General features: G+C 73.1%; 9 protein-coding genes and 1 riboswitch. Of the genes, 7 read left to right on the top strand and 2 right to left on the bottom strand.

The features are described 5' to 3' along the window. Positions 1-15 precede the first annotated feature (15 nt). Positions 16-693 (bottom strand): maleylpyruvate isomerase N-terminal domain-containing protein, encoded by a 678-nt coding sequence (locus ACH9D2_RS13540; protein WP_396363331.1) that lies wholly within the window; start codon positions 691-693, stop codon positions 16-18. A gap of 106 nt (positions 694-799) precedes the next feature. Then, positions 800-904, top strand: a riboswitch (SAM riboswitch). Between the two features lie 5 nt (positions 905-909). Here ACH9D2_RS13540 and ACH9D2_RS13535 point away from each other — a divergent pair. The 7 genes from ACH9D2_RS13535 to ACH9D2_RS13505 all read left to right on the top strand — a co-directional run bounded on the left by ACH9D2_RS13535 (position 910) and on the right by ACH9D2_RS13505 (position 9256). Further along, the gene (locus tag ACH9D2_RS13535) at positions 910-1743 is read left to right on the top strand and encodes an ATP-binding cassette domain-containing protein (protein ID WP_396363330.1); all 834 of its coding nucleotides are present in this window, start codon (positions 910-912) and stop codon (positions 1741-1743) included. A 92-nt stretch (positions 1744-1835) separates the two neighbouring features. Then, positions 1836-2879, top strand: a complete 1044-nt coding sequence (locus tag ACH9D2_RS13530) for an aliphatic sulfonate ABC transporter substrate-binding protein (protein ID WP_396363328.1) — start codon at positions 1836-1838, stop codon at positions 2877-2879. Further along, positions 2876-3700, top strand: a complete 825-nt coding sequence (locus ACH9D2_RS13525; protein WP_396363327.1) for an ABC transporter permease subunit — start codon at positions 2876-2878, stop codon at positions 3698-3700. Before ACH9D2_RS13530 ends, ACH9D2_RS13525 begins: the two co-directional genes overlap by 4 nt. Positions 3701-3770: 70 nt before the next feature. Then, entirely contained in the window at positions 3771-5897 is a 2127-nt protein-coding gene (locus ACH9D2_RS13520) for an AMP-binding protein (protein ID WP_396363326.1), read from the top strand. A 99-nt stretch (positions 5898-5996) separates the two neighbouring features. Continuing rightward, positions 5997-6755, top strand: a complete 759-nt coding sequence (locus ACH9D2_RS13515; RefSeq protein ID WP_396363325.1) for a succinate dehydrogenase — start codon at positions 5997-5999, stop codon at positions 6753-6755. Between the two features lie 79 nt (positions 6756-6834). Further along, positions 6835-7557 carry a 2Fe-2S iron-sulfur cluster-binding protein gene (locus tag ACH9D2_RS13510; RefSeq protein ID WP_396363324.1) on the top strand — a complete coding sequence of 241 codons (723 nt, stop codon included), beginning with the start codon at positions 6835-6837 and terminating at the stop codon, positions 7555-7557. Between the two features lie 79 nt (positions 7558-7636). After that, positions 7637-9256: an SLC13 family permease gene (locus ACH9D2_RS13505; protein WP_396363323.1), complete on the top strand. Its 1620-nt coding sequence runs from the start codon at positions 7637-7639 to the stop codon at positions 9254-9256. Here ACH9D2_RS13505 and ACH9D2_RS13500 read toward each other — a convergent pair. Then, positions 9253-11943, bottom strand: coding sequence for an HAD-IC family P-type ATPase (locus ACH9D2_RS13500; RefSeq protein ID WP_396363322.1), 2691 nt, complete (start codon positions 11941-11943; stop codon positions 9253-9255). The two genes, ACH9D2_RS13505 and ACH9D2_RS13500, sit on opposite strands and share 4 nt — an antisense overlap. Between the last annotated feature and the right edge of the window lie 234 nt (positions 11944-12177).

Genomic DNA, 12177 nt, shown 5'->3' with positions numbered 1-12177 from the left:
CCTCGCGGGATGGGGTCAGGAGAAGAGCGGCAGGAGGTCCGCGTGCGCGCCCAGCTCGGTGCGCTCCTGGGCGGTCAGCTCCGCCCGGCCGGTGCCCACGCGGGCGAAGTGCTCGTCGCTCCAGTGCTCGAGCGGTTCCCGCTCCCACAGGTCGGTGAGGACCCGCCGGACCTCGGCGAGCCCGTCCACGGCGGGCCCCGGGGAGCCGTCCAGGTGCTGGATCAGGTCCAGGTGGTGCACCGTGGCCTCCACCGTGAGGGCGCTCAGCAGGTCCTCGACGCGCAGCACGTGCCCCTCGGTGCGGACCGCGCCGCCGCCGCAGTGCTCCGCCGCGTGGACGAGCGCCCGGGCGGTCTCACGGTGGTGCTCGCGCACCGGCTCCCAGTCCAGGAACATGGACGCGGCCACGCGGGCGTGGCGCCGGTCCTCGGCGGCCCTCACGGGGTCGCCGCCCCAGTCCGTCCAGTAGGTCGCGGCGTCCCGGTCGGGGCGGGCGGTCGTGGGCGTGTGCAGGGCGACCAGCCCCCGCAGCAGGTCCGTCGTGCAGTGGTGGGTGAGGTCCCGGACCGACCACCCCGTGCACCCCGTGGCGGCCCAGGAGTCGTCGTCGCCGAGCCCGTCGAGGACCGCGCCGAACGCCTCGCAGGCGTCGCGCACCAGGTCCGCCCGGGCCGGGGTTCTGCGGCTCGTCATGGGTCCATGGTGGGGCACGGAGGGCTCCCGTGCCACTGGTGTGTCGCGGCGACCGCGGATGCGACGGATTTGCCAGGAAACACGCCGAGGACGTTCAATGGGCCCGTAACCATCCGGAGCGGCTGAGAGACCTGGCTCGTCGACGTCGCAGCAACCGGCACGGATCCGTCTGATCCTCCGTGCGAGGTGCTAATGCCAGGACCGATGGAGTTGACCATGAGCACTTCCCTGCGGAGCCCTGCGCCGCCCACCGCCCCGAACACCTCGAAGCGCGCCTTCTCCGTGGCGTTCGAGCACCTCGGCAAGGCCTTCCCGTCCGGCCGCGAGACCCACCACGTCCTGCAGGACGTCGACGTCGCGGCACGCCCCGGCGAGGTGCTGGCGATCCTCGGCCCCTCGGGATGCGGCAAGTCCACCCTGCTGCGGGCCGCGGCCGGGCTCGACACCGCCTCGGCGGGCCGGGTGCTCATCGACGGCACCCCGGTGTCCGGGATCGACCCGCGCTGCGCGGTCGCCTTCCAGGAGCCCCGGCTGCTGCCGTGGCGCTCCGTGCGCGAGAACGTCCGTCTGGGCCTGCCCCGGGGGCTCCCCCGGGACGAGGGGGACGCCGTGATCGACGACCTGCTGCGCCTGGTCGGGCTCACCGCGCACGCGGGCCACCGTCCCCGCGCGGTCTCCGGCGGCATGGCCCAGCGCGCGTCCCTGGCCCGCGCCCTGGCCCGCAACCCCGGGGTCCTGCTGCTCGACGAGCCCTTCGGCGCGCTCGACGCCCTGACCCGCCTGCAGATGCAGGACCTCCTGCTCACGATCCACGCGGCCCAGCCCACCACCGTCCTGCTCGTCACCCACGACGTCGACGAGGCGCTGCACCTCGCGGACCGGGTCGTGGTCCTGGGCCGCACCGGGCCCACCGCTCCCGCCTCGATCAGCACGGTCCTCACCGTTCCCGGTGAGCGTCCCCGGGACCGGGCCTCCGAGGTCCTCGCGGAGCTGCGCGTGCAGCTCCTCGGCCACCTGGGCGTCGACGCCCACCACCCCGCGGCCCGCTGACGCGGCCCGCTCCCGCTTCCCTCCCTCCTCTCCGGACCGGCGGCGCCGCCCGCACCGCCCGGCCCCGTCCGCTCACCACGAAAGGCACCGCCATGCCCCTGTCCCAGCGTTCCGTCCGCACGATCCCCGCGCTCGCCGCCGTCCTGGCCCTCGGCCTGACCGGGTGCATGGCCGGTGAGGGCTCCGGCGAGGCACCCGCGGAGGCCGCCGGGGACGGCACCGTCCGCGTGGACTGGGCCACCTACAACCCGCTCTCCGTGGTGATCAAGGAGAAGGGCTGGCTCGAGGCCGCGTTCGCCGAGGAGGGCACCGAGGTGGAGTGGGTGCAGTCCGCCGGGTCGAACAAGGCCAACGAGGCCCTGCGCGCGGAGGCGGTGGACATCGGCTCCACCGCGGGCTCCGCGGCGCTGCTGGCCCGCAGCAACGGCACCCCGATCCAGGTCGTCGACCTCTACTCGCAGCCGGAGTGGTCCGCCCTGGTCACCACTCCCGGGACCGGGGTCCAGGAGGTCACGGACCTCGAGGGCCGCACCGTGGCCGCGACCAAGGGCACCGACCCGTACTTCTTCCTGCTCCAGGCCCTCGACGAGGCCGGGGTGGACCCCGAGGACGTCACGATCCAGAACCTGCAGCACGCGGACGGCCGCGCCGCCCTGGAGAACGGCCAGGTGGACGCCTGGGCCGGGCTCGACCCGATCATGGCCGCCTCGGAGGAGAACGGCGCGCAGCTGTTCTACCGCAACGTCGACTTCAACACCTACGGTTTCCTGAACGCCCACGAGAGCTTCCTCGAGGAGCAGCCCGAGGCCGCCCAGACCGTGGTGGACGTCTACGCCTACGCCCGGGAGTGGGCGCAGGAGAACACCGAGGAGACCGCGCAGCTGCTCTCCGAGGCGGCCGGGATCGAGCTGTCCGTGGCCGAGAAGGTGCTCGAGCGCACCAACCTGGACATCGACCACGTGCCCGGCGACGAGCAGCTGGCGGTCCTCGAGAGGGTCGGGCCGACCTTCGTCGAGTCCGACGACGTCGCCGACCAGGCGCAGATCGACGAGGCGCTCGCGAGCATCGTGGAGAGCTCATACGCGGAGAATGCCGACGCCTCCCGCGCGGCCGAGCTGATCGGGGGCCAGGAATGACGCAGCCGGCGGCCCCCGCCGCGGAGGCGGCGCGCGTCGACGGTGCACCCGCCCCGGCGGCCCCCCGGCGGCGGCCGCTGCTGCGCGCCGGACTGGGCCTGCTGCTGCCCGCGGCGCTGCTGGTGCTGTGGCACGTGCTGTCCACCGCCGGGGTCTTCAGCGCCGTGCAGCTCCCGGCCCCGCTCGCGGTGCTCGAGGCCGGGATCGGCCTGCTGGCCGGCGGGGACCTCTGGACCCACGTGGGCATCTCGACCCAGCGGGTGCTGATCGGCTTCCTGATCGGCGCCGGGCTCGGGCTCGTGGCCGGGTCGTTCATCGGCCTCTCCCGCTGGGGCTCCACGCTGGTCGGCCCCACGATCGGGGCGTTCCGCGCGGTGCCGTCCCTGGCGTGGGTGCCGCTGCTGCTGCTGTGGATCGGCCTCGGCGAGGACTCCAAGGTCACGCTGGTGGCCATCGGTGCGTTCTTCCCCGTCTACACCACCGTCTCCGCGGCCCTGCAGCACGTGGACCGCAACCTCATCGAGGCGGCCCGGGCGTTCGGGCTCCACGGGCTGCGCCTGCTGACCACGGTGCAGCTGCCGGCCGTCATGCCGTCGGTCATCTCGGGGCTGCGCCTGGCCCTGGCCCAGGCGTGGCTGTTCCTCGTGGCCGCCGAGCTGCTGGGGGCCTCCATGGGCCTGGGCTGGCTGCTCACCGACTCGCAGAACAACGGGCGCACCGACCGCCTGCTCCTGGCCATCGTGCTGCTCGCGGTGCTGGGCAAGCTCTCCGACGCGCTGCTGGGGGTCTTCGAGAAGTGGGCCGTCACGAAGTGGGCCTGAGGAAACGGCCGAGACACACCCATCTGCGACGGTGGAGACCATCCCGCACGACGACGAAGGACCCGAGACCGTGAGCCACAGCTGGAGCGACCCCGCCTCCCCCACCCCCAATCCCGCGCTCGTCTCCGACGAGGCCCGGATCGCCTTCTGGGCGGACCAGGCCTCCCGGCTGGACTGGGCCGAGCCGTGGACGACCGCCCACCGCTTCGAGGAGCCGCGGCGGATCGGCGAGGACGAGCAGGGCAGCCCCACCTGGTCGGTCCCCGAGATCGCGTGGTTCGAGGGCGGGAAGCTCAACGTGGCCCACAACTGCGTGGACCGCCACGTCGAGGCCGGCCGAGGCGCCCACGTGGCCCTGTACTTCGAGGGCGAGCCCGGGGACCGGCTGGTCTACACCTACGCCGACCTGCAGCGGGAGGTCTCCCGCGCCGCCAACGCCCTGCTCGCCCTGGGGGTGGAGCAGGGCGACCGGGTGGTGATCTACCTCCCCGTCATCCCGGAGACCGTCATCATCACGCTGGCCTGCGCCCGCATCGGCGCCGTGCACTCGCTGGTCTTCGGCGGGTTCTCCGCCGAGGCGCTGAGGTTCCGCGTCGAGGACACCGGCGCCAAGGTCCTCGTGACCACGGACGGGCAGCACCGGCGCGGGGCCGTGGTGCCCGTGAAGGCCAACGCCGACGAGGCCTGCAGCGGCGACAACGCGATCGAGCACGTCGTCGTCGTGCGCCGCACCTCCCGGCCCGGCCGCACGGACCTGCCCCGGGGGACCCGGGGAACGCACTCCAAGGACGAGGACGCCGTCCCGTGGACGCGCGGGCGCGACGTGTGGTGGCACGAGCTGATCGCCGAGCAGTCCGACGTGCACGTGCCCGAGGCGTTCGACGCCGAGACACCGCTGTTCATCATCTACACCTCCGGGACCACCGGGAAGCCCAAGGGCCTGGTGCACACGATGGGCGGCTACCTCGTGCAGGCCGCGTACACGCACGCCCTGCTCTTCGACCTCCTGCCCGACGTCGAGGACACCGGCGGGGAGCTGCGCCCCGACGAGCTGGCCACCGTCAACGACCCCGCCAAGGTGGACTCGACCGTCCACTGGTGCACCGCCGACCTCGCGTGGGTCACCGCGCACACCTACGAGATCTACGGGCCCCTGGTCAACGGCGTGTCCGAGGTGATCTACGAGGGCACCCCGAACACCCCCCACTGGGGCCGGCACCTCGAGGTCGTCGAGCGCTACGGCGTCACCACCTACTACACGGCGCCCACGCTGATCCGCTCCCTGATGGGCGCGTTCCCGAAGGGCGTCCCGCCGCTCTACAACCTCAACTCGATCCGGCTGCTCGGCTCCGTGGGCGAGTCCATCAACCCGGAGGCGTGGCGCTGGCTGCGTGCCCAGCTGGGCCGGGACGAGGTCCCGTTCGTGGACACGTGGTGGCAGTCCGAAACCGGCGCCACCGTGATGTCCCCCCGTCCGCACGACCCGCAGTTCGCGCCCCCGGGGACCTTCGACGAGGGAGCGCCGCACACCGCTCTGAAGCCCGGCTGCGCGACCCGTGCGGTGCCGGGGATCTCGACCCGCGTGGTCGACGAGGCCGGGGAGACCGTGCCGCCCGGCGTGCAGGGCTTCGTGGTGGTGGACCGGACCGGCCCGTCGATGGCGCGCACCGTGTGGGGCGACCCGCAGCGCTACCTCTCCTCCTACTGGCAGGCCTACGCCGAGCAGGGCTGGTTCCTGGCCGGGGACGGCGCCCGCTACGACGAGGAGGGGGACGTCTACATCCTCGGGCGGGTCGACGACGTCATCAACGTCTCCGGGCACCGGCTGTCCACCATCGAGATCGAGTCGGCGCTCGTCACCCACCCGTGGGTCCTGGAGGCCGGCGCGGCACCCGTGCGCGACGAGCTGACCGGGCACGCGGTGCTCGCCTACGTCGTGCTCACCCCCGACGCACAGCGCCGCCCGGCCGAGGAGCTGACCGCCGCGCTGCGGGAGCACGTGGCGCACGAGATCGGCCCCATCGCCAGGCCCCGGGCGGTCGTGGCGGTCCCGGACCTGCCGAAGACCCGCTCCGGGAAGATCACCCGCCGCCTGCTCGCGCAGCTGTGGGAGGGCGCCCCGCTCGGCGACCGGTCCTCGTTGCAGAACGAGGAGTCGCTGGACCACATCGCCGAGGTCCTGGCCGCACGGCGGTAGGCCCCTCCTGGCGCCGCCCGGTGACCGCCGGTGACGGTCCGTGACCCCCTTCGCAAGGACGTTGAGACTTGTGACGTCTCAGCCTGCACCGCCCCTAGGATGAATGCCGTGAATGTGTCCCCCCGCCCCGCAGGCACCGACCGCTCCGCACCGGCCGGGCCCCTGCCCGCGCTGCCGAACGCCGAGCTCAAGCTCGCGATGGCCGGCTCCGGCGCCCTGTTCTCGGCCTACGTGCTGGTGCACATGCTCGGGAACCTGAAGATCTACCAGGGCGAGGAGAAGTTCAACGCCTACGCCGCGTCCCTCCGCACGGCCGGCGCTCCCGTGCTGCCGCGCGGCACGGTGCTCTGGGCGGCCCGGGGCGTGCTCGCCACCGGACTGGTCGTCCACGCGGGAGGCGCCGCGGTGCTCACCGCCCGGTCCTGGGCGGCGAACGGGACGCTGCTGCCGCGCACCGGCCGGCGCCCGCGGGGGCGCCGTCGCTCCCCGTGGGAGGTGGCGAAACGCTCGATGCGCAGCACGGGCGGCGTGCTCGGGCTGTTCACGGTCTTCCACGTCCTCGACCTGACCCTGGGCGCCCGGCCCGCCGCTGCCCGGGGCTTCGAGCACGGCAGCGCCTACGCCAATCTCGTGGCCAGCCTCTCCCGGCCGCCCGTGGCCGCGGCCTACGCCGTCTCCATGGCGGCGCTGGCGGCGCACCTGGTGCACGGCATCCCGGAGATCGCCAACGACGTCGGGGTGGCCGGCGACCAGCGGTTCCAGCGGCGGCTGCGGATCGCCGCGAACGCCTTCGGCGCCGCGGTGGCCGCCGGCAACACCACGATCCCGGTGGCCGTGCTGACCCGCGCGGTGCGCTGAGCCCCGTGGCCGCCTCCACCCTTTCCCGCACCGGCCTTCTTCCGGCCGGCCCTCTTCGAGACGACAAGGACCCGAGCGAGTGAGCACCTTCTCCCTGACCGTGGACGTGTGGCGCCAGCCCTCCCCGGAGGAGCCCGGGGACTTCACGGCCTACGAGGTCCCGGACGCGACCCCGGAGATGACCGTGCTGGAACTGCTCGACCGGATCAACGCGCAGCTGGAGGCCGCCGGCGAGGACCCGGTGGTCTTCGACGACGGCTGCCGGGAGGGGATCTGCGGCAAGTGCGGGGTGACGGTCGACGGCGTGGCGCACGGACCCGAGCGCAACGCCGCGAGCTGCACGCAGCACCTGGGGGCGTACCGGGACGGGGACCGGGTGCGGATCGAGCCGCTGCGGGCGTCGTCCTTCCCGGTCAAGCGGGACCTCTCCGTGGACAAGAAGGCGCTGCGCACGGTGACGAAGGCGGCCAGGTTCCCGGTGGGCATGAAGGCCCTCGCCAACGGCGGCTGCATCAGCTGCGGGGCGTGCGTGGCGTCCTGCCCCAACGGCTCCGGCCAGCTCTTCGTCGGCACGATGCTGCGGGAGCTCCCCCCGCTGGCCACGGACGACGCCGAGCGCCGGGACCGTTCCGCCAAGGTGATCGACGCGGCCGAGGAACAGTTCGGGCCCTGCTCCCTGCTCGGCGACTGCGTGGAGGTCTGCCCGGCCGGGCTGCCGCTGGAGAACCTCTCGGCCGTGGCCCGGGAGAACCTGCGCAACCGCTTCCCGCGCGTCCACCGCGACACGCCGACGGACGGGTAGGGGCTCTTCCCGTCCCTTGTCCGACCGACAGTGCACTGCTAGTTTTCACAGCACACCACGAGGTTGTGAGGACCGACAGATGAGCGAGCAGTCCCGGGGCGTCGTCCCCCAGCAAGGGCAGTACGACCACCAGGCCGAGGAGGCGGGTCCGGACCGGTCCCCCGGGAAGACGTGGCTCTTCCGTGGGCTGGGGCTCCTGCTGGCTCTCGTCGTCTGGTTCCTCCTCGGCGGCGCGGACATCTCCGCCGACGCCCGGATCGTGGGCGCGGTCGCCACGCTGATGGCGGTCTGGTGGATCACCGAGGCACTCCCGCTGTCCGTCACCTCGCTCCTGCCCATCGTCATCTTCCCGGTGCTCACGGCGCTGACCGCGTCCGAGGTCACCGCCCCTTATGCGAACCCCATCGTCTTCCTCTTCCTCGGTGGCTTCCTCATCGCCATCGCCATGCAGAAGTGGAACCTGCACCGCCGCATCGCGCTGCTGACCCTCCGGCGGGTCGGCACCCATCCGCGGCAGATCATCCTGGGCATGATGATCTCCACGGCGTTCCTCTCGATGTGGGTGTCCAACACCGCGACCACGCTGATGATGCTGCCGATCGGCCTCAGCGTGCTGACCCTCGTGGCCGAGAACAGCCGCCACGCCGGCGCACAGGCCCAGTCCGGCTCCGTGGGCGAGGACATCCGTTCCGGCAAGGCCATCAGCGACGTGATCGACGACCGCGACGTGCGCCTGTTCGGCGTGGCCCTGCTCCTGTCGATCGCCTGGGCGGCCTCCATCGGGGGGCTGGGCACGCTGCTGGGCTCCCCGCCCAACGCCATCGTCGCCGGCTACATCAGCGAGGAACTCGGCCAGACCGTGGGCTTCGCCCAGTGGATGATGCTCGGCCTGCCGATCGTGATCGTCTTCATCCTCCTCGCCTGGCTGCTCATCACCCGGCTCATCTTCCGCTTCCACCTCGACGAGGTGCCCGGCGGCAAGGAACTCATCGACGAGGAGATCGCCGCGCTGGGGCGCATGAGCCAGGGCGAGAAGACCGTGCTGGGCGTGTTCGCGGCCGCGGCGTTCTTCTGGATCGTCCCCGGCCTGCTCTCCGGGATCGGCGACATCGGCGAGCAGCTGCCCTGGCTGGACCTCTTCGACGACACGGTCATCGCCATCGGCGCCGGGGTGCTGCTCTTCCTGCTGCCCGGGGACAAGCAGGGCAACATGACCCTGGAGTGGAAGGACGCCGAGGACGGTCTTCCGTGGGGCGTGCTGCTGCTCTTCGGCGGCGGCCTGTCCCTGGCCTCCGCCGTGGCCGGCACCGGACTGGACGCCTGGTTCGGCACGCAGGTCAGCGGCCTCGGCGCACTGCCGATCATCCTGTTGCTGGCCGTCGTGGTGCTCATCGTCCTGTTCCTCACGGAGCTGACCAGCAACACCGCCACCGCCGCCACGTTCATCCCGATCCTGGGCGGCGTGGCCATCGGGATCGGGGTCGACCCCATGACCCTGCTGATCCCCGCGGCGCTGGCGGCCACCTGTGCGTTCATGCTCCCGGTGGGAACCCCGCCCAACGCCATCGTCTTCGCCACCGGCCAGGTCAAGATCACCGAGATGGTCCGCGGCGGCATCGTGCTCAACATCGTGGGCGTCATCCTGATCACCATCTTCACGGTGCTGATCGGGCCGTTCGCGCTGGGCCTGGTGATCTAGCCGGTCCTCCGGCGCCGGGACCGGCGGCGGACGAACTTCTCCGCCTCCACGATGACCAGCACGGTGGAGCCCAGCAGCACGGCGAGCAGCCACCCCGAGGCGTCCAGGGGAGCCAGCCCCATGAGCCCGGCCGAGACCGGCCACGCCATGACGCCCCAGTGCAGCGCCAGCGCGGCGAGCGAGGTGAGCACCAGGGGCTTGTTGCCCAGCAGGTCGAGCTGGAACAGGGACTTGTGCTCGGCACGGGCACTCATGACCTGGAAGAAGCTGAACAGCACGAACGTGGTCAGGGCGAGGGACCGGGCCTGGACCTCGCCGGCGCCGGTCTCCAGCGCCGTGACGAAGACGGCCAGCACGCCCAGCGCCATCCACACGGCGGTGATGCCCGCCCGGAACCACAGGGTCCGGGACAGCACGCCCTCGGACCGGGGCCGGGGCGGTCGGGTCAGCTCGTCGCCCTCCGCGGCCTCGAGGGTCAGCGCGATGTCCTGCACCCCGTTCGTGACGAGGTTGATCCACAGCAGCTGGACGGGCAGGAAGAGCAGCGGTTGCTCGGCCACCACGCTCAGCGACACCGCGAGCAGCGCCGCCGCCCCCGTGGAGACCAGGAAGAACGTGGCCTTGCGGATGGCCGCGAAGGTGACCCTGCCCTGCCGCACGGCGTGGACGATGGTGACGAAGTTGTCGTCGGTCAGCACGAGGTCGGAGGCCTCCCTGGCCACGTCGGTCCCGGACCTGCCCATGGCCACGCCGATGGAGGCGGCCTTCAGGGCCGGGGCGTCGTTCACCCCGTCGCCGGTCACGGCCACGACGTGGTCCCGGTCCTGCAGCACCTGGACGATGCGCAGCTTGTCCTGCGGGGCGACCCGGGCAGCCACGCTGGTCCGCTCCAGCCGGGCCGCGAGCCCGTGGTCGTCGAGCCCCGCCATCTCGGCGCCGGTCAGCGCGGCGGCGTCGGTGGGCAGTCCCAGCCGTTCCGCCACGGCCATCGCCGTCACCGGGTGGTCCCCGGTGATCATCTTCACCTGGATCCCCGCCCGCAGGCACTCCGCGATGGCCTCCGCCACTCCCGGACGCGGCGGATCCGCCATGCCCTCCATGCCCAGCAGCAGCAGTCCGCTCGGCGGCGGCAGCGGATCGCGCGGCTCCTCGTCGTCGTCGAGGACGCGGATGCCGGTCGCGATGACCCGCAGCCCGTCGCGGCCCAGCTCCTCGTTGGCGGCCAGGACCAGGTCCTCGTCCAGCGGCCCGGCGCCCCCGGACCGGGCGAGCGCCACCGAGCGCTCCAGGATGGCCTCGGGGGAACCCTTGACGTGCAGGACCCGCCGGCCCTGCGCGTCGCGGCGGACCGTCTGGCAGTACCGCAGCTGCGGTTCGTACGGCTGGTGCGCCACGGGCGGCGCCGCCCGCTCCTCCTCGGTGATCGCGCCGAGGGACACGGCGACCGCGGCCATGGCGGCGTCGACCGCGTCCCCCACGTACGCCGGGCCGCCGTCCCCGTCCTCGGCCCCGGCCCGGGGCACGGCCTCGTTGGTCAGCGCCCCGGTCCGCAGCACGGCGCGGAGCAGGTCGGAGTCCACCCCGTCGAGCTCCCCGCCGACGAGGTCCGCCCCCGCGTCCGCGGCCCAGATACGCTCCACCGTGAGCCGGTTCTGGGTCAGGGTGCCGGTCTTGTCGGAGCCGATCGTGCTCGTGGAGCCCAGCGTCTCGACCGCCGGCAGCGTGCGCACGATGGCGTGGTGCCGGGCCATCCGGGAGACCCCGACGCTCATCGCCACGGTCAGCACGATCGGCAGCGACTCCGGGACCGTGGCCACCGCCAGCGCCACCGCGGTGCGGAACATCTGCGACGGCTCGTTGCCCAGGAGCAGCCCCGCCACGAAGACCACGACCACGGACACCAGGACCACCAGCCCGATCCGGCGCTCCAGCGAATGCGTGAGCACCTGCAGCGGGCTCTGCCCGGCGGGCCCCTGCACGAGCTCGTTGATGGCCCCCAGCTCGGTCCGTTCCCCGGTGGCGACGACCACGCCCCGGCCGCGGCCGCTGGTGACGAAGGTGCCGCTGAACGCGATGTCCGTCCGGTCCGCCGTCGCCGCGGTCTCCGGCACCGGCTCCGTCTGCTTGGTCGCGGCGTGCGACTCCCCGGTGAGCATGGACTCGTCGATCTGCAGGCCGTTGGCCTCCAGCAGCCGCAGATCGGCCGGCACCCGCTCGCCGCTCTCCAGCAGCACGACGTCCCCGGGCGCCACGTCCGGGCCGGGCACCGTGCGCTCCTGCCCGTCCCGGAGCACACGGCAGGACGGGGTGGACAGCGAGCGGAGGGCGCGCACGTCCCGCTCCGCCTTGCGCTCCTGGTAGAACCCCAGGGAGGCGTTGACCAGCAGCACCACGAAGATGGCGGTCGCGTCCACCCAGTGCCGCTGGACCGCGGTGACGGCGCCGGCGAGCAGGAGCACGAAGATGATGGGGCTCACGAACTGCCGCAGCAGGACCCGCCACCAGGGCGCCGCCTCGGCGACGGGCAGGACGTTGGGTCCGGAATCGGCCAGCCTCCCCGCCGCCTCCTCCGCGCCGAGCCCGCCGGCCGGGGCCGACAGGCTCTCCAGGACCTCCCCGGTGCTCAGCGCGTGCCAGGGAGCGGTCTGGGGCGAGCCCGTCCTCGCCGGTCGTGGGGCGGAGCGCATGACCGACCTTCTCGTCGTCGGGGAGGCTGTCCTCCCAGTCTAGGGGCCGCCCCGGCCCGGTTGGCGCGGGGCCCCCCGGGGCAGCACAATGGGAGGCAACCATCCCGAGCGGCCGAGAGACCTGGATCGACGACGCCGCAGCAACCGTGGTCGACGTCGCAGACCGCCCGGTGCTACCGCCAGGACCGATGGAGCAGCGCACCCCCGGCCCGCTCGCCCGGGTCTGTCTCCGCC

It is taken from the genome of Kocuria rhizosphaericola (genome assembly GCF_044462205.1).
GTDB lineage: Bacteria > Actinomycetota > Actinomycetes > Actinomycetales > Micrococcaceae > Kocuria > Kocuria rhizosphaericola.
Note: the sequence above shows the minus strand (reverse complement) of the source record. Positions and strands in the feature narration are given on the sequence as shown.

Excerpts from the sequence above, each read along its gene's own strand:
- ACH9D2_RS13515 (WP_396363325.1), top strand. The coding sequence starts at position 5,997 with ATGAATGCCGTGAATGTGTCCCCCCGCCCCGCAGGCACCGACCGCTCC.
- ACH9D2_RS13530 (WP_396363328.1), top strand. The coding sequence starts at position 1,836 with ATGCCCCTGTCCCAGCGTTCCGTCCGCACGATCCCCGCGCTCGCCGCC.
- ACH9D2_RS13525 (WP_396363327.1), top strand. The coding sequence starts at position 2,876 with ATGACGCAGCCGGCGGCCCCCGCCGCGGAGGCGGCGCGCGTCGACGGT.
- ACH9D2_RS13540 (WP_396363331.1), bottom strand. The coding sequence starts at position 693 with ATGACGAGCCGCAGAACCCCGGCCCGGGCGGACCTGGTGCGCGACGCC.
- ACH9D2_RS13535 (WP_396363330.1), top strand. The coding sequence starts at position 910 with ATGAGCACTTCCCTGCGGAGCCCTGCGCCGCCCACCGCCCCGAACACC.
- ACH9D2_RS13505 (WP_396363323.1), top strand. The coding sequence starts at position 7,637 with ATGAGCGAGCAGTCCCGGGGCGTCGTCCCCCAGCAAGGGCAGTACGAC.
- ACH9D2_RS13500 (WP_396363322.1), bottom strand. The coding sequence starts at position 11,943 with ATGCGCTCCGCCCCACGACCGGCGAGGACGGGCTCGCCCCAGACCGCT.